Genomic DNA, 25,264 nt, shown 5'->3' with positions numbered 1-25,264 from the left:
GAAAATGATGGAAGAAAAGGTGATTTTTTATAAGCTGGATGCCTTTGAGGGGCCGCTGGACTTATTGCTCCACCTTATTGAAAAAAATAAAATCGATATCTATGATATTCCAATTTCGGAAATCACAGAGCAGTATCTGGAATATATGAAGGCGCTGGAGGAAGAGGATCTGGAAATCGTTTCTGCCTTCCTGCTGATGGCAGTGACGCTTCTGGAAATGAAGGCCAGAATGTTACTGCCCAAGAAGGAGGAAGAGGAAGGGGAGGAAGTAGACCCCAGAGAAGAGCTGGTACAGAGACTTTTAGAATATAAAAAATATAAAAGAATCAGCGGAATGCTACGAACCAAGGAAGAAACTGCCCCTAATATCATTGAAAAGGAACCCAGTATTCCGAAGGAAGTGGAAAAGTACAAGCCGCCTTTGGACCTGGAGGATCTGTTGAAGGGCTTGGATATTCTTCGCCTTCGGGAGACCATGAAGGAGATTTTAAGGCGGAAGGAAGCCAGAAAGGACCAGCTTCGGGCAAACTTTGGAAAGATTAAGCGGGAAAAGATAAGCTTGCAGGGGAAAATGCAGGATATTCTGGCTTATGCGAAGAGCCACGGTCGTTTTTCCTTCCGACAAATGCTAAAGAAAAAGCAGGGAAAGACAGAGACGGTGGTGAGCTTCTTGGCCATTTTGGAGCTGATGAAAATGGGGAAGATTACCCTTAAGCAGGAAAATGCCTTTGGAGACCTGGATATTACTGTTAATAAAGAAGCGGAGCAGGAAGAAATGGATCTGACGCTGGTGGAAGATTTTGATTAATAAAGCGCTGCGCAAGCTATGCATGGAAGGTCTCGCCAGTGAATTAAATATAGAAAAGAATTTATCTTAAATAGCTTTTAGAAGGGAGTAAGGCAGGTGGAGGAAAACGAACAGTACTCTTTGAAAGAAGAGTTGGAAAAAACTTTGGCAGGGGAAGCTGCCGAAGCCTTACAGGATAGGAATTCGGTGGAAGAAAAAGCCGAAGGCTCTAGGGATAAGGCCCCGGTTCTTAGCTTGCAGGAAGAAATAGAAAGAGAAGATGCCCTAAGCTTGCAGGAAGAGGAAGATTTACTGGAAGCTCTTTTGTTTTCTTTGGGAAGAACCGTGAGTCTGGAAGAAATGGCAATTTGTCTGCACATGGGTGTGGATGGAGCAGAGCTTGCGGCAGAGCGTTTACGGAAGAAATATGAGGAGCGACAGGGAGGGCTTTTGATCCGAAAGCTGGAGGGAAAATATCAGATGGTCAGTCATCCCAAAACCTATGATGCTTTGATTCGAGTGGTTAAGCAGAGTAGGAAACCGGTGCTTTCCGATGTGCATTTGGAAACCCTTTCCATTATCGCCTACTGCCAGCCGGTTACAAAGGCAGAGGTGGAGCGGATTCGTGGGGTAAAGTCCGACCATGCGGTAAATCGTTTGGTGGAATTCGGCTTGATTGAAGAAGTGGGCCGTTTGGACGCTCCGGGAAGACCTGTGCTCTTCGGCACCACCGAGGAGTTCCTGACTCGTTTCGGTGTAGATTCTCTAGCTTCCCTTCCCAGTCTTCCCAAGGATCTGGAGAAGCTTTTGGAAGAGGAAGTAACGGAGGAACTTAAGGACAGCCTTGGCTTAGAGCCGGAGAAGGTAGAAGAAGCTAAAGAAGAGCGGTTGGAAGATCAAAAAGAAGAGCCGGACGAAGAACCGGAAGAAGTTACGGATGAGGCGGAAGAAAGTACAGAGCCGGAAGACGCTGTAGAGGAAGAGACTCCGGAGCCGGAAGACACTGTAGAGGAAGAGACTCCGGAGCTGGAAGACACTGTAGAGGAAGAAACTCCGGAGCCGGAATTTTCTGCGGAAAGCGAAGAAGAAAAAGAATTGGAAGAAGCTGCGGATGAGGCGGAGGTAGAAGCGGAAGAAGCGGAAGAAGCGGAAGAAGCGGAAGAAGCGGAAGAAACAGCGGAAGAAGAAGCGGAAGAAAGTACAGAAGGGCAGGAGGACGCGAAGGCATTGGACCCGGAACAGTAGGCAGGGACCTTTTGCAAGAGGAAGAAAGCTTTATCGAAGCTTATCTTATGGAATTAGAGGCGGAGAAGGAAGTAGAGCTGGAAGAAGACAACGAAGTATTCGAGAACTCGGAAACCGAAGATAAATCAGAGACTGATGTGGAACCGGAGCCAGAAGAGGACTTAGAAGAGATTCGGGAGCCGGAACTCGAAGAAGAATCGAAAGACTTAAACCTTCTCCCTGCAAGGGGAACCTGCCGTAGAAAGCCGTTAAGAAACTGTTATAGAGAAGAAAAGGGAGTGCAAAGAAATTCCTGGAGAAAGGAGAAATGCAAGTGGAGGCTAAGTTAAAAATCAAATATCATGTAAAGGAGCTGGAAAAGCTTCGCTACATTGACGGAAAAAGTGACTGGATTGATTTACGGGTAGCGGAAAATGTCAGTATGAAGCAGGGAGAATACCGCCTAATCAGTATGGGTATTTCCGTGGAAATTCCCAAGGGCTATGAAATGCTGATTGTTCCCAGAAGCTCGGCCTATAAGAACTTCGGGATTTTGCAAACCAATGCCATGGGAGTGGTGGATGAATCCTTCTGCGGTGACAATGACATTATCCATATGCCTATCTTAGCCATGCGAGATACGGAAATTCATATCAATGATCGAATCGGACAGTTCCGCTTGATGCCTCACCAGCCGGAGGTGCATTTTATTGAGGTGGATCATCTGGATAACGAAGACCGTGGGGGTTTTGGCACCACCGGGAAGGCATAATAGGAGGGGAAAATGCAAAAAAGGAAGAACAAAAAAGGAAAAAGCTTAAGCTCTTTTCTGCTACTCTTTCTCCTTCTCTCTTTAAGCCTTTTTGCCTGTAAGAATAAGGCGAAGGAATATCGTCTTCTGGGAATCGAAGCTCTGGAACGGGGAGACGGAAAGACGGCATTGGAAAACTTTAATCTGGCCTTGGAGAAAAGTAACGGGCAGGTCTCCGCTTTGCAAATGGACATTCTCGCTTATAAGATTGAGGCGGAAATTCAATTGGGGAATATTTCCGATGCGGAGGAAAGCCTGCAAAGTTACAAGACCTTGGCGAAAAAAGATTTGCCCCTGCTGGAAGAGAGAATTGCCGGAAAAAAGCTGATTCAGGAGCTGGGAACTGCTTTGAATGACAATAAGCTGGAGGATGCGGAGAAGCTCCTTTCAGAAATCAAAGAAAAGGGGCTGGAAGAAGATAGGGAATATCTTTTTGACGGGGCGGTATATCTGGAGAAGACCGCCAAATGGCAGGAAGCTTATGAAGCCTTTCAGCAATACTGTACCCGTTATCCGGGAGATGAGGATGCGAAAAGGGAGCTTAGCTTTCTGAAAAACCGTATGGAAGCCTTGGAGAAGAATCCGTTGTTGAAAGAAAAAGCGGGAATTACGGAAAAGCAGGAAACAACGGAGACTACAGAGACAACAGAAGGAAGCAATTAAGAAAAGCACACTATTTCAAAAGGAGCTGGAGAATAATCGGAGAAGTTTTCTATCTTGCATAGAGTCTATGTAAAACTTGATTATTTTATAGCTCCTTTTTTAGTGTCAAAAATCCGTAGTCAAAACTCAATTATTTATGGAGTAGATTCAAAAAAATATTAGAACCAAAAAACTTTTAGGAATGCATTCCAAAAACTATCACAAAATAAATAGTTTTTGGAATTAAATCCAAAAACTTTACTTTCTATAGAAAGGATGCTATTCTCTACAGGAAGGGAGGTGCCGGGGTGATTATAAGAGAAGAATATCTGAATAAACTAAAGGCTCTCAAGGATAAACACATTATCAAGATTGTGACCGGAATAAGAAGATGCGGAAAATCAACGCTACTGCTCCAGTTCCAAGATTGGCTGTTAGAGCAAGGGGTTGATCAATCCCAAATTATTTTTATTAACTTTGAGGACCTAGAGTATGAGGACTTGAATAATTATAGAAGTCTTCATAAATATATTAAAGAGAATTTAAAGAAAAACAGTAAGACTTATATTTTTCTGGATGAAATTCAAAATGTAGATCAGTTTCCTAAAGTATTGGATAGTCTACAGTTAAACCCGGATATAGATTTGTATGTGACCGGCTCCAATGCCTATATGCTTTCCAGTGAGATAGCTACCCTGATTTCCGGAAGATATATCCAGATTGAGATGCTTCCTCTGTCTTTTAAGGAATATTGTCTGGCAAAGGGGGGCTATGAAGACAGAGCAAGAAAATATACCGATTACTTGTTAAGCAGTTCCTTTCCCTATGCTTTAGCATTGGATTCCGAACCCAATATCATCAGAGATTACTTGGAAAGTATCTACAATACGATAGTAATTAAAGATATCATGAATCGGAAACAGGTGACGGATTCCATGATGCTTCAAAGTGTTTTGAAGTTTATTTTTGACAATATCGGGAATCCCTTCTCCACCAAGAAAATAGCGGATACCATGACTTCCGACGGTCGAAAGATTGATTCTAAAACGATAGAAAAATATCTTGCGGCTTTGAAGGAATCTTACGTCATTTATCAGGCTAAACGCTTTGATATCAAAGGGAAACAGTACCTTAAGACCTTGGATAAATACTATGTGGTAGATATTGGTCTTCGATATATGCTTCTGGGCAAACAAGCCATGGATGCAGGCCATATATTGGAAAATATCATTTATTTGGAACTGCTTCGCAGATCCTATGATGTGTATGTGGGAAAGGTAGATAGCTTTGAAGTGGATTTTGTCGCACAGAATCAGGACGGCAATCATTATTATCAGGTGGCTTTGACGGTAAGAGAAGAAGCTACCTTGAATAGAGAATTAAGACCGCTGCGAATGCTTCAGGACGACTATCCCAAGGTAATCCTTACATTGGACGATGACCCTCCAATGGATATAGATGGTATAAAGATTCTGAATGCAAGAGACTGGCTATTGGATTTGAAACAGTAGAATAGAAATTGAAACTGTACATGTGGAAATCAAAGCCGTAGACATGGAAAATTTCTTGCGAGGACAGGAAAAGGAGAGTATACTTTTTTCTCGTATACTTATGCCCAAAGGAGAGTAGCAGATGGCGAAGAAAAAAACGGGAAAGCAAGTAGGAGAAAGAGGTGCAAATATGGCAAGATATGAGGAATTATCCGTAGAGGAGTTGGAAGCCTTAAGAGCGGAATTAAAGGACGAGTACAGGCGCTACCAGACCATGGATATGAATCTGGATATGAGTAGAGGAAAGCCCTGTAGAGAGCAGCTGGATTTGAGCAATGACATGATGGATGCTCTGGACAGCAATGCGGATATGTATTCCAGCGAAGGTGTAGATGTTCGAAATTACGGTGTATTGGATGGTATCGCAGAGGCCAAGGAGCTTCTTTCCGATATGATGGAAAATCATCCGGATCATATCCTCATTTTCGGAAACTCTTCTTTGAATGTTATGTATGACTCCATTTCCCGTTCCATGACCCACGGTGTTATGGGAAGTACCCCCTGGTGTAAGCTGGATGAGGTAAAGTGGCTTTGCCCTGTTCCGGGCTATGACCGTCACTTTGCGATTACCGAGTACTTTGGGATTAAAATGATTCCGGTACCCATGACGGAGCAGGGCCCGGATATGGATATGGTGGAGGAGCTGGTAGCTTCCGATGAGGCGATTAAGGGAATCTGGTGTGTGCCGAAGTACTCCAATCCTCAGGGCTATAGCTATTCCGATGAGACGGTACGCCGTTTTGCCCGCCTGAAGCCGGCAGCCAGAGACTTCCGTATCTACTGGGACAATGCCTATGGTATGCATCACCTTTATGACCATGAGCAGGATTATTTGATTGAGATTTTGGCGGAGTGTAAGAGAGCAGGGCATCCGGATTTGGTGTATAAGTTTGCTTCCACCTCCAAGATTTCCTTCCCGGGCTCCGGCATTGCTTCCATGGCAACCAGCTTAAACAACCTGGAAGACATTAAGAAGCAGGTACAGTACCAGACCATCGGACACGATAAGGTAAACCAGCTACGTCATGTTCGTTTCTTCCAGGATATTCACGGTATGGTGAAGCACATGCAGAAGCATGCCAATATTCTTCGTCCCAAGTTTGAGATGGTAGAGGATATTTTCGAGAAGAACCTTGCAGGAACCGGCGTGGGAGAATGGACTAAGCCGAAGGGGGGATATTTCATCAGCTTCGAAACCCTTCCCGGCTGTGCAAAGGCTGTAGTGGATAAGTGTAAGAAGGCCGGCGTAAAGCTGACTCCCGCGGGTTCCGCCTTCCCCTACAAGAAGGATCCCAATGACAGCAATATCCGTATTGCTCCGACTTACCCACCATTGGAGGATCTGCGTATTGCCTCCGAGCTTTTCACCCTCTGTGTAAAGCTGGTGAGTGTGGAAAAGCTTTTAAAGGATAAGAAGGAAGGACAGGCTTAAAAGCTAGTCTTCCCCTAAAAATTCCTGTAAAAGGTAGGTATAGACCTTTTGGTGCTTGGCCTCCCATTTTAAGCAGAGAGCCTTGGCGCTTTCTTCATCGGGAACCGTAAGCTCCACTCTACAGAGTAGGGTGCGATTTTCCCGAATTTCCAGCTGCACAAGGTACTCCTTTGTGTCTGTCTCCGAATAATCGGAATATAGGGCCGCCTCACTTTGCAGGCGGCTTTTGTTTTTGGAAAGAAAGAGGTCCATGTCCTCCCGCACCAGCTCCGGGATATCCTGGGAAAAGAAATTTAATGTCTGCTTGCCCTCTTCCGTGATTTCGTAGCGGGTGGTGCTTTGGCTGTGCTCTGCGGAAATGAGAGAAGCCTCCTCCAAATCATTGATGCATTGCTGTAAAGTGAAATAGGTGGTATATTCATTTTCTAAAAAAAATCCGCTAAGCCGACTGTTGCTTAGGGGGTATTTTACGGAATGGAGTAAGTAAAGAATCATCAGTTTGTATTGGGTCAATGCTTCTGTAGCCATAAATTCCTTTCTTTATCCCATAAAAATGGGAGTTTCTGTTTTTTGGGAGTTTCCGTCTTGTTCAGAATATAAATCTTTGCAAAATGCGCTTTTTTCTAAGAAATACGCTATACTGCTCTAAGGAAATTGCCTTTCCGAAAAGAAAAGCCTGAGCCTGAAAGAGAAAAAAGCAAAGATTGGAATTAGTTTAACAGAATTGTAAGCCTAGTTGCAATAGAAGGAAGCGTTAATGGAAAATTCTGTCTTTCTCGAAAGGGCTTCCTGTGCTAAAATAAAGCCCTATGGAGAGTTTGCTATGAGAGAAAAAATCAATAAGTTAGCCAGAGGAATTATCGAGGAAGGAATCCCTTCCCTGCATTTTTCTGTTGAGCAGATTATGGCTGTAATTCCTTATCGGGAAAGTCGAACATTTGAAATCTTTTTGCAGTCGGTAAATGGCGTTGCCATGCGTGGCCTGGTCTATGCCAAGGGACCCTATCTAACCCTGCATAAATCCGCCTTTGGAGGTGTACGTACCAAGGTAAGCTTTACCATTGATACGAAGAACCTGGGGGATGAAGAAGAAATCAAAGGGGAGCTTTGCTTTGTCTACAATGGGGGAGAGAAACGGATTCCCTATTCCTTTGTGGTGGAAAAACAGCCCTCTGCAAAGCAAATCCATGAGATTAAGGACTTTTCTCATTTGCAACACATGGCGGAGGAGGACAGAAAGGCTTGCGGCAGAATCTTTGATTACAGCGATTTTTTGGAAGCCCCGATTTTTCAGGATATTACCGCCCTCAGACTCTATGAGCTTTTAAAGTCCTGCGGGGACAGAACCCTTGCTTTAGAGGAGTTTTTGACCTATTTCTCTCATCGCCCGAAGAATGCTATGAGGCGGGAGGTGCTTCCCTACCAAAGACGGGAGGAAAGGGAAGAGGTTCTCCACTTTCCGGAGGATGCAAGCCTGGAAGAAAAGATTACGGAGTGCATCCACAGAGGAGATTGGAGTCTTAGCGCCTTTGCCCTTTATAAAAAGGGTGTAGAGGAGAATGTTAAGATTACAAAACTATATGAGAACCTTCTCTATGCTATGCCTATGGGCTATTCAGAAGAATTACCCAAGGGGGTATATCTCTACTTCTCCTATGAATATCGTTTAGAAGAGGGAATTAAGCTTCCTCTTTATTATAATATTTTGAAGAATTTCCAGGAAGGTTCCGAGATTTTCTCCCACTTTGCAAGGCCGATGCAGGACTATGCTATTGCCTGTCTTTTGCGGGGGGAAGTCAATGAGGAGCTGGCTTTGTTGTATAGCAAGCTGATTCTACCGGAAATGATTGATGAAAGGATGGCGGAGTTCCTTCCGAAGATTTTAAACAGCTATCTGGTGGAGGTGGAGGATCAGAGTATTGAGCGTCTGGTACTGACTCACCCTGCTTTGCGCAGGGAATGTTCCTTCCCGGTGAAGGGGGGATTTTGTACAGTGCCCATGCCCCTTCCCAATATGATTCTGCTTTTCCAGGATGCCTTAGGAAACCGTTACAGTCGGGTACCCCACAGAAAGACCAGACTGATGGAAGAGGCGGAATTGGAGAAGAAATGCCAAAGCCTCTCTGAGGACAAGGGCATTTTCCTGATTCGGAAGACTCTTAGCCTGGTGGAAAAGGGAATTTCCGACAGTAAGGACCTGGAACTCATGGAAAAGGCTTTTTCCTATGAGGATTTTACCCTGTATTTTCGGATGAAGATTTTGCATCTGATTCTTTCCTATCATAAGAAGGCGGAGGGAGTAGAGTTCCCGAAGGAGAATCTGGACTTTCTCCATGCCCTTCCCTTTGGGGCTTTAAAGAAGGAAGAGAAGGAGGATGTGCTTAGTGCCCTGATTTATCGGGGGGATTATGACAAGGCTTTGGAATATCTCATTGCCTATCCCTACCTTTCCCTGGATAAGCGAGCATTGGAAGCATTTTTAGAGGGAGCTCTTTCTGAGACCCGGGGAGAGAAGGTCTATGGAGAAGAGGAAAGGGAGATGCTTTTGTATCTTTCGGAAAAAGCCTTTCTTTCCAAGCTGGAAAAGGACAGTATTCTTCATTTCCTTTTGGAGGAATATAACGGTACCACGGAAGAGATGCTGCAAATGATGCGGGCAGCAGACCAAAGGAAGCAGCAGAAGGCGAAGATTCCTTCTTCCTCCTTCTTAAACATGGGAGAGCGACTTTTGGCCCAGAGCCTTTTCACGGAAAAACGAAAGGAAAGCGAAGAGATTTTTGCCCTCTATACTCGTTACGGGGGAGCGGATCCTTTGCTTCTTCGTGCCTTTTTTACAGCTTATTCCGCCTCTGTCTTTCTGGGACAGAAGCCGGAAAAAGAATGGATTATGCAGCGGATTTTTGAGGAGGTTCGGGGAGAAAGCCATAAGGAAAGAGTGCCGGTGCTTTATCTTTTGGCATTGAGTCTTTCTTTCTCCAAGAGAAAGGAGCTTAAGGAGGAAGAGCTGGAGGAGCTTAACGCCTTCCTGCCGATTCTTTTGGAAAAATCTTTGATTTTCAGCTATACCAAGGAGCTGGGAAAATTTGTTTCCCTGCCCAATGAAATATTAGAAAAATCCGTCCTGGAGTATCACGGAAGAGAAGAGGAAAAGCCTTTCCTGTCTATCAGAAATCAGGGAGAAGAAGAGTTCCACAGAGAGGAATTACAGGAGTGCTATCACGGCATTTACACTGCATCCTTCCTGCTTTTCCCGGGAGAAAGCATGGAATATCGCTTTACTTTGGGAAAAGAGGACACGCTATTGTATCAGTCCACCCTGAAGAAGGAGGACTCCGAGAAATCCTATGCCGGAGAGGATGCCTATACCAAGCTTTGTCGGATGTGTGAGCTGATGACGGAGAAGCAGGCAGAGCCTTTACTGGAAATGATGGAAGAGTACGGCAAGAAGGAAATTGCTTTATCGAAATTACTGGAGGAGTAAGAGAAAGAGGTATTTGTGAAAAGCATTGGCATTAGTTTAGGGGATGATTATACCGACATTTCCCTATATCAGGAAGAATATACATATCGCTTTCCTACCCTTCTTTGTAGAGAGAAGCGAGGGACAGAGTTCTCCATTGGAGAAGAAGCTTATAAGAAGAATCTCACCGGAGGAGTAGTGCTGGTGGATAAGCTTTTGTCCCTGTTTAAGAAAAAGGGCAGTGCCACCATTGAAGGGCAGTGCTATGAGGCGGAGGAGCTTCTGTCTATCTTCCTTCGTTCCCTGCTGAAAGAAGGAGAGAAGCGGATAGAGGAAAAGGAGCTTCCGGAGGAAGAGGGAAAGGATACTTTAGTCCTTACCCTTCGGGAGGGAGAGCCGGAGCTCTTCAAAAGATTAAAGGAGCTTTTGGAAAAGCTTTTCGGAGAGGAATATTCCGTGCAGTGCATCAGCCACACCGAGGCCTTTGCCCACTACCTTTTACGGCAGGATAAAACCCTCTATAACCGATTGGTGGGCATGTTTGAATTTTCCAACCAGGTGCTTCACTACTATGAAATGCAGGTGTCCAAGGGGGCGAAGAAGTATGCCATCTCCGCCGGGGAAGCCCAGCCGGAGGCCATTTCCTTCGACATTATGGAAAAGCCCCAGGGAAAGCGTATGGCAGACCAGATTCTTTCCGGGCTTAGCGATAAAATTACCAGAGGGAAGGTCTACAGTGCCTTCTTTTTGTCCGGAAAGGGCTTTGAAAGTACGGAATTTGCTCCGGGCTTTATGAAGAAGCTTTTAAAGGGAAGAAGAGTTTGTGTGGAATCCTTCCTCTTTGCCATCGGGGCTTTGGAATATGCCAAGCTTTTGGGAAGAGGAGAAGAGGAGGAGTATCTTCTTCTTTGTGAAACCAGGGTGGCTTATGATGTTTCCCTCCGGGTGAGTCAGAAGGAAAGGGAATTTCCCTATTATCTGGCAAAGGCGGGAGATGCCTGGCTGGAAAAGGAAGAGGAGCTTTTGCTACTACCGGATCGGCAGGATTATATTGATTTTACGGTGCAGCCCTTCGTGGGAAGCAAGGGAAGGCAGCTTCGGATGCTGCTGGAAGGCTTTCCGAAGAGAGAGGAGCGTTGCACGAAGCTCTCTTTAAAGAGTCGATTTGTGGATGCTTCCACTATTTTGATTCGGGTGGAGGACAAGGGATTGGGAGACTTGCACCCTGCCTCCGGTATGGTGATTGAAGAGCGAATCAGTTTGGGAAAGGAGTAAAGTATGGCAGTGATTTTATGTCAAAAAGAAGCTACATTTCCCTATTATTATGAGCGATTGGATATTTCCATCTATTCCTTGGAGGAGCTTTGTTATGCGGTGGGGAAGTATCCCCTCCTGATTCCGGAGCATTTTGTGGATCATCGCCTTTTGGAATGGGTCAGTACCGGCTTAAACCGCCCCATGCTTTCCGAAAAGCTGAAGCAGTTAAAGGACATGGGAGAGCGGGAGGAGCGTTTGCTTTTCCGTCTGCTTCGGGAGTGCTCCTATTTTACGGAGAGAGAGCTGGAGGATTTTTCCTTAGAGCTTAGAAGGATTCAGGCTTTGTCCGAGCCGGAACGGAAGGAAAGGATGGGAGACAGCTTCTTTTCCTTAAAAAAATACAGAAAGGCCTTGGATGCCTATCAGGACGCATATCATTTGGAGGAAAATGGCAGAAGGCTTCGTAAGATTGCAGAGTCCTACCTTTATCTAAAGCAGTTTCAAAGAGCAGGGGATGCTTTTGCGAAATTGTATAAAAAAAATCAGGATAAGGCCGCTTTACGAAGACTGTATTTCCTGTCTCAGATTACCTTTCCGAAGGATCGGTATAAGGAGCTTTGGCAGGGGGTAGAGGAAGACCTGGTCAGGGAATGGCAGGCAGAGTGGGAAGAGGTTTTGGAAGAAGCGGATCAGGCAGAAGGAATTTTAGAGCTGAAGAATGCCTATAACGAGGGAGAAGAGGCATTTTTCCAAGAAGCGGAGAAGAAGCTGGAAGCCTGGAAAGAAGAAATACGTGGTAGAGCCTAGTACAGGAGGGGAAAATGAAAGAACTTGCAAAACAATACAATCCGGAAGAGGTAGAGGATCGTATCTACGAAAAGTGGCTGAAGGGAAATGCCTTCGCCGCAAAGGTAAATCCTAATAAGAAGCCCTTTACCATTATGATGCCGCCTCCCAATGTTACCGGGCAGCTGCACATGGGACACGCCCTGGACAATGCTTTACAGGATACCCTGATTCGTTTTAAGAGAATGCAGGGCTTTGAGGCCTTGTGGCAGCCGGGAACGGACCATGCAGCCATTGCCACCGAGGTAAAGGTTATCAATAAGCTGAAGGATATGGGCATTGATAAGTGGGAGTTGGGAAGAGAAGGCTTCTTAAAGGAGGCCTGGAAGTGGAAGGAAGAATACGAGGATCGTATTGTAAACCAGCTCCATAAGATGGGCTCCTCCGCAGACTGGGATCGTCTCCGTTTTACCATGGACGAGGGCTGCTCCCATGCGGTGCTGGAGACCTTTGTCCGCCTGTATAAGAAGGGCTTGATTTACCGCGGCTCCAGAATGATTAACTGGTGTCCGGTTTGTAATACCTCCATTTCCGATGCGGAGGTTTTGCATGAGGAGCAGGAAGGCTCCTTCTGGCACATCCTTTACCCCGTTGTGGGAGAGGAAGGCCGTTTTGTGGAGGTTGCTACCACCAGACCGGAAACGCTCTTAGGGGATATGGCTGTGGCTGTAAACCCGGAGGATGAAAGATATAAGGATATCGTAGGAAAACAGCTGCATCTTCCTTTGACAGACAGAGTGATTCCGGTGATTGCAGATGCCTATGTGGATAAGGAATTCGGAACCGGTTGTGTAAAGATTACTCCTGCCCATGATCCCAACGACTTCCTTGTAGGAGAAAGACACGGCTTAGAGGTTTTAAATATCTTAACGGATGATGCCAAGATTCTCTGTGAAGGCTCCCCCTATAACGGCATGGATCGCTATGAAGCCAGAAAGAAGATGGTGGAGGATTTAGAGAAGCAGGGACTCTTAAAGAAGGTAGTGCCCCACAGCCACAATGTAGGTGTGCATGATCGTTGCGGAACCACCGTTGAGCCTATGGTAAAGCCCCAGTGGTTTGTGAAGATGGAAGAGCTGGCAAAGCCTGCTATCGAAGCGCTGAACAAGGGAGATTTGGAATTTGTTCCGGAAAACTACGGTAAGACCTACCTGCATTGGCTGGAAAATATCAAGGATTGGTGTATTTCCCGTCAGCTTTGGTGGGGACACCGCATTCCTGCTTACTACTGTGAGGACTGCGGAGAGCTAATCGTATCTTTGGAAAAGCCGGAGTGCTGTCCAAAGTGTAAGAGTGCATCCCTTCGTCAGGATGAGGATACTCTTGACACCTGGTTCTCCAGTGCCCTTTGGCCCTTTGAGACTTTGGGCTGGCCGGAGGAGACAGAGGATTACAAGTATTTCTATCCTACGGATGTGCTGGTTACCGGCTATGACATCATTTTCTTCTGGGTAGTCAGAATGGTATTCTCCGGAATTGAGCAGACCGGAAAGACACCTTTTAAGAAGGTACTGATTCACGGTCTTGTCCGGGATGATCAGGGAAGAAAGATGAGTAAGTCCTTAGGAAACGGAATTGATCCTTTGGAAATCATCGGTACCTACGGGGCAGATGCCTTGAGAATGACGCTTCTTACCGGAAATGCTCCCGGAAATGATATGCGTTTCTATCATAGCCGTGTGGAAGCCAGCAGAAACTTTATGAATAAGGTTTGGAATGCTTCCCGTTTCCTCTTTATGAATGTAAAGGAAGAGGAGAAAGAAGCCCTTCTCTCTTTAGTAGGAAAGAAGGAAGCAAGTCTGGAAGAAGTGCTTTCCGTGCTTCCGAAGAATTTGGCTCTTGCGGATCAGTGGATTCTTTCCAAGTGTAACCACACAGTTTCCGAGGTGACCAGAAACTTAGAGTCCTTTGACCTGGGAATCGCCCTGGATAAGATTCAAAACTTTATCTGGGAAGAGTTCTGTGACTGGTATATCGAGATGGTGAAGCCCAGATTGTACAGTGAGGGTGGAGAGAGTAAGACTCTTGCTCTTTGGACTCTCTTAAAGGTTTTGAAAACTTCCTTAAGTTTGTTGCACCCCTTCTGCCCCTTCATTACGGAAGAGATTTACGATACGGAGAAGTCTTTATTCCCGGGCGAAGAGAAGATGCTGATGCTGTCGGATTGGCCTGTTTTTGCGGAAGAACTGGACTTTTCCGAGGCGGAAAAAGAGGGAGAGACCATCAAGGAAGCGGTTCGCGCCATCCGAAATATTCGTACGGAAATGAATGTTCCCCCATCCAAAAAGGCTACGGTTTTCTTCGTAAGCGAGGACGAGGGATTAAGAAAAACGTTTACACATAGTAAGGTATTCTTTGCTACCCTTGCTTATGCACAGGATGTTATAATACAGCAGGACAGAACAGGTATTCCTGAAAATGCTGTTTCTGTCTTGATACCGAAGGCCAACATTTTCCTTCCCTTCTCTGATCTGGTGGATTTGGATCAGGAAAGAGAGCGTTTGGAGAAGGAAGAGGAGAGGCTGAAGAAAGAAATTCAACGTGCAGAGGGAATGTTAAAGAATGAGCGCTTCCTGTCCAAGGCACCGAAGGAAAAGGTGCAGGAGGAGGAAGAAAAGGCTATGAAGTATAGACAGATGCTTGAGCAGGTTCTGGAAAGAAAGAAGGCTCTTTCCTAAGCTTTAACTTCCCGAGTAGACGGGAGGTTTTATGTGTAAAGCAGAGAGAACAACGGTAGAGGAAAAGAAGAGAAGAGTATGGGGCACCTTGCTCCTGCTTTTCTCCTTCTTGTTCCTCTTTTCTTTTCAGAGTTTTCAGGGACATGCCGAGGAAAGGGCAGCCACCAAGGAAGAGCTTACCGGGGTGAAGAAGGGAAGCACCACAGCCTATATCTGGGAAAAGGAAGACAGTGCCTGGAAGCTTTTGTACCTGGACGTAAAGTCTAAGTCCTGGAAGTACGCCAAGGATCGTTGGGTACAGATTGGAGAACGCTTTTATTACTTTAATGCTGAAGGAAAGATGGCTGAAGGCTGGTTTAACGAGGACAGCCACTGGTTTTTCGCCCAGTACGACAATAAAGAGCAAAACAGCGATACTGCAGGGGTAGTTCTAACAGGATGGGCAAGCATTCCGGATGAAAATGGAAAGTTCCACACTTTCTACTTTGAAAAGGATGAGCAGGGACGCCCCAGAGGCATGGTACAGGCCGAGGGAGAAACCAATATTTCCTATCTGATTGAGGGGAAGAACTATTACTTTGACGCTCTGGGCTATGCGGATAAGAAGCTGATTTCCTTTGATGTGACGAAGTATCCAAGAGGCAGAGTCTAAAGAATATAGAATATCCTGTATTCGCGTACTTCCTACAGAGCGTAGATAGAGAATAATGTCGAGAAAAATAGAGTAAAAAACAGAGTAAAAGCAAAGTAAAAAACAGAGTTGGGACACTATGACCATTAAAATTATTGCGGTTGGAAAAATCAAAGAGAAGTTTTATCGAGAGGCACTTTCTGAATACGGAAAGCGCCTTTCTTCCTATTGTAAATGGGAAATTATTGAAGTGGCGGATGAAAAGACCAAGGAAGAAGCCAGTGAAACGGAGGTTTTACAGGTTTTGGAGAAGGAGGGAGAAAGAATTCTTAGTAAAATTCCGGATCGTGCCTTTGTGATTGCCTTGGCCATCCTGGGAAAGGAGTTGGATTCCATAGCCTTTGCCAAATTTTTGGAAAAGCAGGCCCTTCATGGAGAAAGTGAATTTTGCTTTGTGATTGGAGGCTCCCTGGGTCTGGCCCCCTCTGTCCTTTCCAGAGCCAACTATTCTTTAAGCTTCTCTGCCATGACCTTCCCTCACCAGCTTATGCGGGTGATTCTTTTAGAGCAAATATACAGAGCCTTCCGTATTAATGCAGGGGAGCCTTATCATAAGTAAAAAAGAAAAACGCATAAAAAAGCGATTGCTTATAAATTCTTTTTATTTAAGTCAGACAAAAAATTTATAAATCGTGCAAAATGCTGGTAATCCTATTGGGAGAATGCTACAATGAAAACTAGTTTTTAATAGATTCGTAATTATCTCAATAGAATAGGAGGAGAAAATGTACCAGTCAGGCACGTATGTGGTTTATGGCTGTAAGGGTGTCCATAAGATTATCGGAACGACACACCTGAATTTAGAAGGAATTCCAAAAGACAAAGAATATTATATCTTGCAGGCAGTAAAGAAACCGGATGGTGCCGTATATGCTCCGGTAGAGGCAGGCAAGACCAATATGCGATCGGTAATGACCAGAGAGCAGGCGGAAAGCTTTATGCTTGGTGTGGAGAACATTCATGCTTTACAATGTAAGACGCCGAAACAGCGGGAAGAGAATTGCAGAGACAGCATCAAAAGCTGTGCGCCGGATGCGCTGTTACAGGTGATTAAGACCTTGATGGAAAGAAGAGTGGAACGGGCAAGACAGGGGAAAAAACTCACCCTTTTAGACTTACACTTTATGGAGCAGGCAGAGGATATTCTTTATGAGGAGCTTTCCATTCCTCTCAGCATTCCCAGAGTAGAAGTGGAAGAAAGAATCCATGCCCATTCTCCCAAGAAGGCCGGCTAGAGCATAGAGTAGATGGAGAAGTCGGTAAGAAAAGATGGTAGAAAGCTAGAGGCTGTAAGAAAGTAAGGGATACGCAGCTTTACCAAAACAGCGATACAAAAGATACTTATATAAAAACAGCTTTGGCGCAGGGACAATCTTAGCCCCTGTACCAAAGCTGTTTTTTATAGCGTATTATTTTCTCTTCTTGCCTACAGTATTATTTTCCCGGACTTCCCTATCCCTTCTTGCTTTCCCCTCCCTCTTTTCGTATACTAGGCATGTTCAAAAACTAAGAATAGAATTTAAGGTGTTAAAAAATATAATGAATAAGCAATTATTAGAAAGTATACGATATCTTGTAATGGGAGTTCTCACCACTTTAGTGAATTACGTGATTTATCATGTTCTGGATCTTCTTTTGCAAAAGCAATCAATTTCTCCCTTCTTTTCCTATAAAATCTCCTATGGTGTGGCCTTCTTCTTGGCGGTGGTCTTTGCCTACTACGGAAATAAGTTTTTTGTCTTTCAAAAAACGGAAAAGAAGGGAATTCAGGAATTTATTTCTTTCTTTTCCCTGAGGGTGTTTTCCGGCATAGCCAGTTTTTTCCTGCTGGTATTTTTTGTGGATATTTTGCATTTTTCCCATGGCTTGGGATGGCTGGGAAGTTCGGTCATTAATCTGGTGGGAAATTACTTTGCCAGCAAATTTTTGATTTTTAAGTAAGGAGAAGATGCCATGAATAAAGAGAGAAGCGCTTTCGAGAAAATCCGTTTGGGAAAGCAGGAAATCATTTCATTCCTGCTCCCCCTTCTGGCCATGCTGGGAATTTTTGTGGCAAAGGGCATATTTCCTTTTGGAAAAGAAAGCTTTTTGCGTACGGACTTATATCACCAGTACGCTCCCTTTTTTCAGGAATTTCAAAGAAAGCTGCAATCCGGGGAATCTTTACTCTATAGCTTTCATATAGGTCTTGGCAGCAATTTTATTGCTCTGATTGCCTACTATCTGGCCAGTCCGCTGAATTGGTTTATTTTGCTATTTCCTAAGGGCTTGGTGATTGAGTATGTAAGCTATTTGGTGCTTCTGAAAATTGCACTGGCGGGCGCTACGGCTTCCTTGTATTTTCGCTATCATTTTCAGAAAAACAGTCCCTACTTTATAATCTTCGCCCTGCTTTATGCCCTGTCCGGCTATATCGCGGCCTATTCCTGGAATGTAATGTGGCTGGATTGTGTACTGCTTTTTCCTCTGATTCTTCTGGGCTTGGAGCGAATGATGGAAAGGGGAGAGGTTGGACTGTATACGGTAAGCCTGGCTCTGTCCATTCTTTCCAATTATTACATCAGTATTATGATCTGCCTGTTTTTGGTGGTATATTTTCTGTTCCAATTTTTCTTTATCCTTCGGGAAAGAAGACAGGGGATTTTTCTCATTCTTTTTCGCTTCGGTCTTTATTCCTTCTTGGCCGGGGCAATGGCGGCGGTTTTTCTGCTCCCGGCTTATTTTGCCCTGCGTTTTACCGCTTCTTCCAGCATTTCCTTTCCGAAGACCTTTACCCAATATTTTGGCATCATCGATATGCTGGCCAGACAGTTTGCCTTTGTGGAAACGGAGCAGGGCTTAAAGCATTGGCCTAATATTTATGCCGGAACCTTGCTGCTCTTTTTGTTGCCCCTGTATTACCGAAATCAAAGCATTTCCCTTTCCAGAAAATGCTTTTACGCCATCCTGAGTATTTTCTTCTTTTTAAGCTTTTCCATCAATGTTTTGAATTTTATCTGGCATGGCTTTCATTATCCCAACAGCCTGCCTGCAAGACAGAGCTTTTTATACATTTTCCTGATCCTTACCCAGGGAGCGGAGCTTATGGTGAAACGGAAAGGGAATACGAAAAAGGACTACAGTCTTTCCTTCTTCCTCTGCTTTGTTTTTGCGCTTCTGTGTCAGAAGCTGATTACGGTGGAGGGCTTTCATTGGTCTGTGTTCTATCTGGGCATGCTCTTCAGCTTTTTGTACTATCTTCTCTTCGTGCTGGAGAAAAAAGCATTTACCCCAAGAAGCTTTTTCTATACCTTGCTTGCCCTCTGCTTTATAGAGGCTACGGCAAATATGGCGGTGACCTCCGTGCCCACCACCAATCGGGCGAATTATCTGGAGGGACAGAAGGAAACGGCTACCCTGCTTTCGGAAGTCAAGCTGGAGGATTCCGATTTTTACCGTGTGGATAGGGCGGATCGTAAAACTAAGGATGACGGGGCGCTTATGCAGTATCCCAGTGCCTCTATTTTCTCCTCCACAGCCTACGGGAAAATGTCGGAGGTTTATACTCTCTTAGGAATGGAGGCTTCCACCAACGCTTACGCGATTAACGGGGCCACACCCTTGATGAACAGTCTTCTTTCGGTCAAATATCTGATTACCAAGGAAGAATTGAAGAATGCGGAGGAACAGGGGCTGGCTTATTGGACAGGAGAGGGAGACTATCGTCTTTATGAAAACACCCAAGTTCTACCTGTTGGCTTTGCTTTAAGCGAAGAGGAGCTGAATCAGTGGAATGAAAAGGCGGGAACTCCGGCGCTGGTGCAAAACAGTATTTCCGAATCTATTACAGGGGAAAATGCTTTAGAAACCATTCTTGGTGAAAGAGAAGGAGAGGATTACAGCTTTACTGCTACAGAGGAAGGGCACTATTTTGCCTATGTGAATAACACGAAGGTGGAAGAGGTCAAGGTGCAATTTCCGGAGAGGGAAAAAAGCTATGACCATGTGGATAGAGGATATTTGCTGGATTTAGGCTATCTTTCCGCCGGAACGGAAGTAAAGCTCAGCTCCAAGACGGAGGGGCAGAGCATGGATGCCACCGTATATCGTTTTCATTATGAGGTGCTTTCCGATTTTGTGGAGGCTCTGTCCGGACGAGGATTTAAGCTTGGTAAAATGAATACAAGAACGATAGAAGGTACGGTGCAGGCCAAGGAAGAGGGCAAGATTTTCTTCAGTATTCCTTATGATCCGGGCTGGAAGGTCACGGTAGATGGAAATAAGGTGGAGCCGGAGGCAGTCTTTACAGGATTTTTAGGCGTTCCCGTATCGGAAGGACAGCACACCGTTCGTTTACAATATACGCCGGAGGGTTGGCGATTCGGGCTTTTGCTAAGCTTTACGGCAATCCTTTTCTTCGCGGCATTTCTCTTGATTCGGAAGAAGCTGGGGCCGGCACCAAAAAGCTTGGAGCAGCGTTCCGGGGCAGAGAACCTGCGGGTGAAGATTCCCCATGACAATATTCCCAACGGAAGAAGCCGGAAAAGAGGCCACAGTCCCTATCCGGTAAAGGTTTATACCGGTAGACTTCCCAGAGGAAGAAAACGGGGACTGGAAGTGGAAAAAATGGATGTAAAGGAGTAGCGGATGAAATTATGGGGTGGAAGATTTACGGAAAACGTGGATGAGTTGGCGCAGGCCTTTAACGCCTCTCTCCCCTTTGATAAGCGTTTGGCCATGGAGGACCTGGAGGGCTCCCTTGCCCATGTGAAAATGCTTTCCAAGGTCGGCGTTCTCACGGAGGAAGAAGGACGGAAAATCCAAGAGGGTTTAGAAGGGATACGAAAGGACTTAGAGTCCGGGAAGCTTTTAATAGAAGGGGATGCGGAGGACATTCATTCCTTTGTGGAAACGGTTTTAATTCAAAGAATCGGAGAGCTGGGGAAGAAATTGCATACCGGCCGCTCTCGAAATGACCAGGTAGCACTGGATATGCGTCTTTATGTACGGAGAAACAGTGAAGAATGCAGAGGGTATCTGGAGGAATTACTTGCCGTCATTGAAAAACTCATGGAGAAGCATAGAAGAGATATTATGCCGGGCTTTACCCATTTGCAAAAGGCTCAACCAACTACCATCGCTCATCACTTCGGGGCCTATAAGGAAATGTTTTTAAGAGACAGGAGCCGTCTTTTGGACGGAGAGAAGAGAATGAATTTCTCTCCCTTGGGCGCAGGAGCTTTCGGCGGCACCACCTATCCTCTGGACCGGGAAATGGTGGCAAAGGAGCTTGGCTTTACCGCCGCTACGGAAAATTCCATGGATTCCGTTTCGGATCGGGACTATTTGATTGAATATCTATTCTGTCTATCCATGATCAGTATGCATTTATCCAGACTGTGTGAGGAAATCATTCTTTGGAACAGCAACGATTATGGCTACATCCGCTTGTCCGACAAATATTCCACAGGCTCCAGCATTATGCCCCAGAAGAAGAATCCGGATATGGCGGAGTTGATTCGGGGAAAAACCGGAAGAGTTTACGGCAATCTCTTTTCTCTTCTGACCACCATGAAGGGACTGCCCCTGGCCTATAACAAGGATATGCAGGAGGATAAGGAGGTGGCCTTCGACAGTATGGACACCCTGCAATTTTGTCTTCGAGTCATGGCGAAAATGCTGGACAGCATGGAATTCCGCTTGGAACGCCTTCGGGAAAGCGCGAAAAAGGGCTTCAGCAATGCTACGGATGTGGCAGATTATCTGGTGAAAAAAGGCATGCCCTTCCGTACTGCCCACGGTGTTGTGGGAGAGTTGGTTTTGTACTGTGAGAAGGAAGGAAAGGATTTGGAAGAGCTTTCCTTGGAAGAGTACAGGAAGTTTTCCGATTTAGTGGAAGAGGATATCTATGACGCTATTTCTCTGGAAAGCTGCGTAAAGAACAGGAAGACCAAAGGAGCTCCAGGAGCGCTTTGGGATTAATAAAAATGAAGATGTAAACGTAAGGCCTTTTCCTTAGGAAAAAGAAAATCAAATTATCTTTATGCATAATAGCTTCAAAATTGGGGCACGCTCTCGCTAGCTTCGCCTGACTGAGCAGTGGTTTTGTTAACCACTGCTCACTTTGCTTCGCAAAGCAAATTCCTTCGGAAGTTGGTCTGTTACAGGACGACTTTTCTGATGAAAAGTCTGTCCTTGCGGATACTAAGCGAAAAACTGCAGTACCTTTGTTTTTCGCAAGTACCCACGGGCTCAGATTGTCCTTCTTTTAGACCTATACATTCGGAAAAGTAAGCTTGTTTGCATCTTCTTTTTTATTTCCCGGGCTCTGAAAAAAGAATACTTCGGGAACTATCGAAATGAGGAGAAATATTCTCTTGGGAGAAACTATTATTCTCTATGGAAGAATTAATATTCATACAAAAGGAATAATAGTGGATATAAATGAATAAATATGCTTGACATCTGAATAAATATCTATTATTCTAAGCTAGTCTTGAGGATAGAGTAGCGTTTTTGGAGAAGATGGATTTTTGAAAGGAGTCAATATGGGAAGCATGATGCCGGAGGGAAATACCAAGGGGGAGAAGATTATTCTGGCTTATTCCGGAGGTCTGGATACCACTGCCATTATTCCTTGGCTGAAAGAGAATTTTGGCTATAAGGTCGTTTGTGTTTGCGTTGATGTGGGGCAGGAAGAGGAGCTTTCCGACCTTCCGGAACGGGCGAAGCTGTCCGGAGCGGAGAAACTGTATATCGAGCATATTCAGGATGAATTCTGCGAGGAATATGTTCTTCCCTGTATTCAAGCCAATGCCTGCTATGAAAATAAATATCTTTTGGGAACTTCTATGGCTCGTCCGGCTATTGCCAAAAGATTGGTGGAGATCGCCAAGAAGGAGGGGGCCAGCGCCATTTGTCACGGAGCTACCGGAAAGGGGAACGACCAGATCCGTTTTGAGCTGGGTATTAAGGCTTTAGCACCGGAGCTGCATATTCTTGCCCCTTGGCGAATGACAGAGCTTTGGACTTTTCAGTCCAGGGAAGATGAAATGGCATACTGTAAGGAAAAGGGCATTGACCTGGCTTTTGGAAGCCATGAGAATTCCTACAGCAGGGACAGGAATCTTTGGCATATTTCCCATGAAGGCTTAGAGCTGGAGGACCCGGAGACAGAGCCTAATTATGAGCATCTTTTAATGCTCTCCGTAACACCTCAGAAGGCACCGGATCAGGAAACCCCTCTATCCATTACCTGGGAAAAGGGAGTGCCGGTGGCATTGAATGGGAAGAAAATGTCCTTGAAGGAGATGATTGAGGAACTGAATCACCTGGGAGGAAAGAACGGTATCGGCATTGTGGATATCGTGGAGAACCGCGTGGTGGGGATGAAGAGTCGTGGAGTTTACGAAACTCCCGGCGGAACCATCCTTTTGGAAGCCCATAAGCAGTTGGAAGAGCTGATTTTGGATCGGCAGACCATGGAAATGAAGAAAATAGTGGAAGAGAAGTTTTCTCAGGTGGTTTATGAAGGAAAGTGGTTTGCTCCTCTTCGGGAAGCTTTACAGGCCTTTGTAAAGAGCACCCAGGAGAAGGTATCCGGAGAGACCAAGATGAAGCTTTACAAGGGAAATATCATAAAGGCCGGAACTTCTTCTCCCTATTCTCTTTATAATGCTTCCCTGGCAAGCTTTACCACGGGAGATTTATACGATCATAAGGATGCCGGGGGCTTCATCACCCTTTTCGGACTTCCGGAGTTGGTAAGGGCTTTACAGGAGAAGAAAGCGTAAAAGGAAGTTTTTCATAAGAATAAATTCTTTCCTTCGAAGAATAATAAAGCAAAATACTGTGTGAAGGTTCCAAGCCGGTGGAGGAAGAGGGCTTGGAACCTTGCTTTGTGTTTAGACCTGTTCTCCCTGTATCGTGTCCTGTTTTTGTTACTCAAGAGATTTGGGCGACCATATTACATTGAGAAAGCTTGTGCAAAACAGAAAATTTATGCAAAACAGAAAACTTGTGTAAAACAGAAAACTTGTGTAAAACAGAAATATTATGCTAGTATAAACAGCAAAATTATAGGATATAGGATTTGTATGTTATAGAAGTCTATTAAGGGCCGAGTGTAGGAGGGGAAAGCTATGAAAGAGCAGAAGCAAGAAAGCATTGTTCAGTATTTAGAGGCTCTTTCTTCCAAGAGCCCTATTCCCGGGGGCGGAGGGGCGGCGGCCCTGTCGGCTGCATTTGCCTTTTCTCTGGGAATGATGGTGGGAAATCTTACATTGGGAAAGAAGAGCTATGCGGATTTTCAGGATGAGTTGGAAGGAATCATGAAATCCCTGGAGGAGGCAAAGCAGAAAGCCCTTGCTTTGGAAGCAAGGGATGAAGAGGTTTTCCTGCCCCTGTCAAAGGCATATTCCTTACCTGGAGAAACAGAGGAAGAACAAAAGATTTACAGAGAAACTATGGAGAACTGTCTTATAGAGGCATCTTTGGTACCCACAGAGCTTTTGGAGCTATGTTTAGAGAAGATTCCATTATTTGCCCGATTACAGGAGAAGGGATCCCGAATTGCCCTGTCGGATGTTGGTGTGGGGGCCGGCTTCCTGAAGACAGCCATGGAAAGTGCCATACTGAATGTATATATTAATACCAAAAGTATGCAGAATCAGGAAATCAAGGCGAAAAGAGAGGCAGTTTGCGTTAGGGCAAGAACGGGCATTTCTTCGCTGGAAGAGATTATTCAGGCGGTAGAAAACGTGGTAAGAGGAGCATAAAGACTTAATTCCAAATGGGGAAAGGAGTAGTAAGGAAGTATGGAAGAATTATTGGGAAAACCGGTGGCGGAAGAAATAGAGAAGGAATGTGTGGCCTTTTTGGCGGAAAGACCCGGGGTGATGCCGGCTCTGGCGCTTATCCGTGTAGGAGAAAGGACGGCGGATGTTACCTATGAGAAGGCCATTAAAAAGCGTTTTCTATCCTTCGGATTGGAAGTAAAGAGCTATCAGCTTCCGGCGGATTGCAGCAATGAACAGTTTCAGGAGGTTATTCAATTTTTAAATGATGATGAAGAGATTCACGGAATCATGATATTTCGTCCCCTTCCCTCTCATTTGGATCAGGAAACAGCCTTCAGAATGATTAAGAGAGAAAAGGATGTGGAAGGGGTCAGCAGAGAGAATATGGCGGGCTTGATTTTAAAGGATGAAAGTGCCTTTGCGCCCTGCACTGCACAGGCAGTTATGGAAATGTGCCGTTTTTATAAGATTCCCCTGTCGGGAAAGGAAGTTTGCATTTTGGGACGTTCTTTGGTAGTGGGAAGACCCTTGTCCATCCTGATGACCAATGAGGATGCCACGGTAACCCTCTGTCACAGTAAAACGAGTAATATAAAAGAAGTGACCAAGAGAGCGGATGTTTTGGTTTGCTGTATGGGAAGAGCAAAGGCAATAGGCTCTTCTTATTGTAAGGAGGGGGCTACGGTAATCGACGTAGGAACCAACCGGGATGAAAAGGGAAATCTTGTAGGAGATGTGGATTTTGATACTATGGCAACCGTTGCCGAAAAGATTTCTCCGGTGCCAAGAGGCTTGGGCGCTGTAACTACTGCGGTATTGGCCAAGCAGCTTTTGAAAGCCTACCGTTTACAGGAGAAGGGATAAGGGTCTGTAAAAAATCAAAATAATAAATAGATTTTCGGCAATATAGGTCTAAATGAGAGGTAGTCTGAGCCCGTCGGTACTTGCGAAAAACAAGAGAATCGAAGTTTTTCGCTTAGTATCCGCTACGTGGCGAAGCTAGCGAGAGCGTGCCCCGAATTTAGACCTATATTGCTTAGAAAACTATTTTGATTTTTTTTACAGCCCCTTCTTTCTATTTTCAGAAAATTTTTAACAGAAATAGAAAA

The 25,264-nt window shown here is 45.1% G+C and carries 21 protein-coding genes; 20 read left to right on the top strand and 1 reads right to left on the bottom strand.

Annotated elements, in window-relative coordinates; genetic code table 11:
• Positions 1-4 precede the first annotated feature (4 nt).
• From RDQ32_RS05540 to RDQ32_RS05510, 7 genes are all read left to right on the top strand, one after another.
• Positions 5-808: a ScpA family protein gene (locus RDQ32_RS05540; protein WP_007157867.1), complete on the top strand. Its 804-nt coding sequence runs from the start codon at positions 5-7 to the stop codon at positions 806-808.
• A 96-nt stretch (positions 809-904) separates the two neighbouring features.
• Positions 905-2,032 (top strand): SMC-Scp complex subunit ScpB, encoded by a 1,128-nt coding sequence (gene scpB, locus RDQ32_RS05535; RefSeq protein ID WP_308579428.1) that lies wholly within the window; start codon positions 905-907, stop codon positions 2,030-2,032.
• 11 nt (positions 2,033-2,043) lie between these two features.
• Positions 2,044-2,361 (top strand): hypothetical protein, encoded by a 318-nt coding sequence (locus RDQ32_RS05530; RefSeq protein WP_308579426.1) that lies wholly within the window; start codon positions 2,044-2,046, stop codon positions 2,359-2,361.
• Positions 2,346-2,783 (top strand): dUTP diphosphatase, encoded by a 438-nt coding sequence (locus tag RDQ32_RS05525; RefSeq protein WP_040649546.1) that lies wholly within the window; start codon positions 2,346-2,348, stop codon positions 2,781-2,783. The genes RDQ32_RS05530 and RDQ32_RS05525 overlap by 16 nt, the downstream gene beginning before the upstream one ends.
• A gap of 12 nt (positions 2,784-2,795) precedes the next feature.
• The gene (locus tag RDQ32_RS05520; RefSeq protein WP_007157863.1) at positions 2,796-3,485 is read left to right on the top strand and encodes a hypothetical protein; all 690 of its coding nucleotides are present in this window, start codon (positions 2,796-2,798) and stop codon (positions 3,483-3,485) included.
• Positions 3,486-3,772: 287 nt separating this feature from the next.
• Positions 3,773-4,975 (top strand): ATP-binding protein, encoded by a 1,203-nt coding sequence (locus RDQ32_RS05515; RefSeq protein ID WP_308579424.1) that lies wholly within the window; start codon positions 3,773-3,775, stop codon positions 4,973-4,975.
• Between the two features lie 169 nt (positions 4,976-5,144).
• Complete coding sequence (locus RDQ32_RS05510; RefSeq protein ID WP_308579434.1) at positions 5,145-6,446, top strand: aminotransferase; 1,302 nt, start codon at positions 5,145-5,147, stop codon at positions 6,444-6,446.
• Between the two features lie 3 nt (positions 6,447-6,449).
• Here the strand turns inward: RDQ32_RS05510 and RDQ32_RS05505 are convergent, their stop codons facing one another.
• On the bottom strand, positions 6,450-6,974 hold the full coding sequence (locus RDQ32_RS05505) for a DUF4364 family protein (protein ID WP_308579423.1): 525 nt from the start codon (positions 6,972-6,974) through the stop codon (positions 6,450-6,452).
• A 295-nt stretch (positions 6,975-7,269) separates the two neighbouring features.
• Between RDQ32_RS05505 and RDQ32_RS05500 the strand changes: the two genes are divergently transcribed.
• The 13 genes from RDQ32_RS05500 (at position 7,270) to RDQ32_RS05440 (ending at position 25,019) form a co-directional block, all read left to right on the top strand.
• A complete protein-coding gene (locus RDQ32_RS05500) occupies positions 7,270-9,927 on the top strand; it encodes a DUF5717 family protein (protein WP_308579422.1) in 2,658 nt (885 codons plus the stop codon).
• 15 nt (positions 9,928-9,942) lie between these two features.
• Positions 9,943-11,181 carry a DUF5716 family protein gene (locus RDQ32_RS05495; protein ID WP_308579420.1) on the top strand — a complete coding sequence of 413 codons (1,239 nt, stop codon included), beginning with the start codon at positions 9,943-9,945 and terminating at the stop codon, positions 11,179-11,181.
• A 3-nt stretch (positions 11,182-11,184) separates the two neighbouring features.
• The gene (locus tag RDQ32_RS05490; RefSeq protein WP_308579419.1) at positions 11,185-11,970 is read left to right on the top strand and encodes a hypothetical protein; all 786 of its coding nucleotides are present in this window, start codon (positions 11,185-11,187) and stop codon (positions 11,968-11,970) included.
• Between the two features lie 14 nt (positions 11,971-11,984).
• Complete coding sequence (locus RDQ32_RS05485) at positions 11,985-14,687, top strand: valine--tRNA ligase (protein ID WP_308579418.1); 2,703 nt, start codon at positions 11,985-11,987, stop codon at positions 14,685-14,687.
• A gap of 31 nt (positions 14,688-14,718) precedes the next feature.
• A complete protein-coding gene (locus RDQ32_RS05480) occupies positions 14,719-15,339 on the top strand; it encodes a cell wall-binding protein (protein WP_308579417.1) in 621 nt (206 codons plus the stop codon).
• A 118-nt stretch (positions 15,340-15,457) separates the two neighbouring features.
• Complete coding sequence (rlmH, locus tag RDQ32_RS05475; RefSeq protein WP_007157854.1) at positions 15,458-15,937, top strand: 23S rRNA (pseudouridine(1915)-N(3))-methyltransferase RlmH; 480 nt, start codon at positions 15,458-15,460, stop codon at positions 15,935-15,937.
• Between the two features lie 166 nt (positions 15,938-16,103).
• On the top strand, positions 16,104-16,613 hold the full coding sequence (locus tag RDQ32_RS05470) for a CarD family transcriptional regulator (protein WP_308579416.1): 510 nt from the start codon (positions 16,104-16,106) through the stop codon (positions 16,611-16,613).
• A 304-nt stretch (positions 16,614-16,917) separates the two neighbouring features.
• A complete protein-coding gene (locus RDQ32_RS05465) occupies positions 16,918-17,319 on the top strand; it encodes a GtrA family protein (RefSeq protein WP_304071016.1) in 402 nt (133 codons plus the stop codon).
• A 12-nt stretch (positions 17,320-17,331) separates the two neighbouring features.
• Positions 17,332-20,001, top strand: coding sequence for a YfhO family protein (locus RDQ32_RS05460; RefSeq protein ID WP_308579415.1), 2,670 nt, complete (start codon positions 17,332-17,334; stop codon positions 19,999-20,001).
• Between the two features lie 3 nt (positions 20,002-20,004).
• On the top strand, positions 20,005-21,339 hold the full coding sequence (argH, locus tag RDQ32_RS05455) for an argininosuccinate lyase (protein WP_308579413.1): 1,335 nt from the start codon (positions 20,005-20,007) through the stop codon (positions 21,337-21,339).
• Between the two features lie 566 nt (positions 21,340-21,905).
• Positions 21,906-23,150: an argininosuccinate synthase gene (locus RDQ32_RS05450; RefSeq protein WP_308579411.1), complete on the top strand. Its 1,245-nt coding sequence runs from the start codon at positions 21,906-21,908 to the stop codon at positions 23,148-23,150.
• Between the two features lie 348 nt (positions 23,151-23,498).
• Positions 23,499-24,134, top strand: a complete 636-nt coding sequence (locus RDQ32_RS05445; RefSeq protein WP_308579410.1) for a cyclodeaminase/cyclohydrolase family protein — start codon at positions 23,499-23,501, stop codon at positions 24,132-24,134.
• A 39-nt stretch (positions 24,135-24,173) separates the two neighbouring features.
• Positions 24,174-25,019, top strand: coding sequence for a bifunctional 5,10-methylenetetrahydrofolate dehydrogenase/5,10-methenyltetrahydrofolate cyclohydrolase (locus RDQ32_RS05440; RefSeq protein WP_308579409.1), 846 nt, complete (start codon positions 24,174-24,176; stop codon positions 25,017-25,019).
• The last annotated feature ends 245 nt before the right edge of the window (positions 25,020-25,264 follow it).

This window comes from uncultured Oribacterium sp., assembly GCF_902481605.1.
GTDB classification, from domain to species: domain Bacteria; phylum Bacillota; class Clostridia; order Lachnospirales; family Lachnospiraceae; genus Oribacterium; species Oribacterium sinus.
The sequence above is the reverse complement of the archived record's forward strand: the minus strand, read 5'-3'. Positions and strand labels throughout refer to the sequence as shown.

Excerpts from the sequence above, each read along its gene's own strand:
- RDQ32_RS05465 (WP_304071016.1), top strand. The coding sequence starts at position 16,918 with ATGAATAAGCAATTATTAGAAAGTATACGATATCTTGTAATGGGAGTT.
- RDQ32_RS05460 (WP_308579415.1), top strand. The coding sequence starts at position 17,332 with ATGAATAAAGAGAGAAGCGCTTTCGAGAAAATCCGTTTGGGAAAGCAG.
- argH (WP_308579413.1), top strand. The coding sequence starts at position 20,005 with ATGAAATTATGGGGTGGAAGATTTACGGAAAACGTGGATGAGTTGGCG.
- RDQ32_RS05520 (WP_007157863.1), top strand. The coding sequence starts at position 2,796 with ATGCAAAAAAGGAAGAACAAAAAAGGAAAAAGCTTAAGCTCTTTTCTG.
- RDQ32_RS05500 (WP_308579422.1), top strand. The coding sequence starts at position 7,270 with ATGAGAGAAAAAATCAATAAGTTAGCCAGAGGAATTATCGAGGAAGGA.
- RDQ32_RS05445 (WP_308579410.1), top strand. The coding sequence starts at position 23,499 with ATGAAAGAGCAGAAGCAAGAAAGCATTGTTCAGTATTTAGAGGCTCTT.
- RDQ32_RS05540 (WP_007157867.1), top strand. The coding sequence starts at position 5 with ATGATGGAAGAAAAGGTGATTTTTTATAAGCTGGATGCCTTTGAGGGG.
- RDQ32_RS05470 (WP_308579416.1), top strand. The coding sequence starts at position 16,104 with ATGTACCAGTCAGGCACGTATGTGGTTTATGGCTGTAAGGGTGTCCAT.
- RDQ32_RS05485 (WP_308579418.1), top strand. The coding sequence starts at position 11,985 with ATGAAAGAACTTGCAAAACAATACAATCCGGAAGAGGTAGAGGATCGT.
- RDQ32_RS05480 (WP_308579417.1), top strand. The coding sequence starts at position 14,719 with ATGTGTAAAGCAGAGAGAACAACGGTAGAGGAAAAGAAGAGAAGAGTA.
- RDQ32_RS05450 (WP_308579411.1), top strand. The coding sequence starts at position 21,906 with ATGGGAAGCATGATGCCGGAGGGAAATACCAAGGGGGAGAAGATTATT.
- RDQ32_RS05505 (WP_308579423.1), bottom strand. The coding sequence starts at position 6,974 with ATGGCTACAGAAGCATTGACCCAATACAAACTGATGATTCTTTACTTA.
- RDQ32_RS05510 (WP_308579434.1), top strand. The coding sequence starts at position 5,145 with ATGGCAAGATATGAGGAATTATCCGTAGAGGAGTTGGAAGCCTTAAGA.
- RDQ32_RS05440 (WP_308579409.1), top strand. The coding sequence starts at position 24,174 with ATGGAAGAATTATTGGGAAAACCGGTGGCGGAAGAAATAGAGAAGGAA.
- rlmH (WP_007157854.1), top strand. The coding sequence starts at position 15,458 with ATGACCATTAAAATTATTGCGGTTGGAAAAATCAAAGAGAAGTTTTAT.
- RDQ32_RS05490 (WP_308579419.1), top strand. The coding sequence starts at position 11,185 with ATGGCAGTGATTTTATGTCAAAAAGAAGCTACATTTCCCTATTATTAT.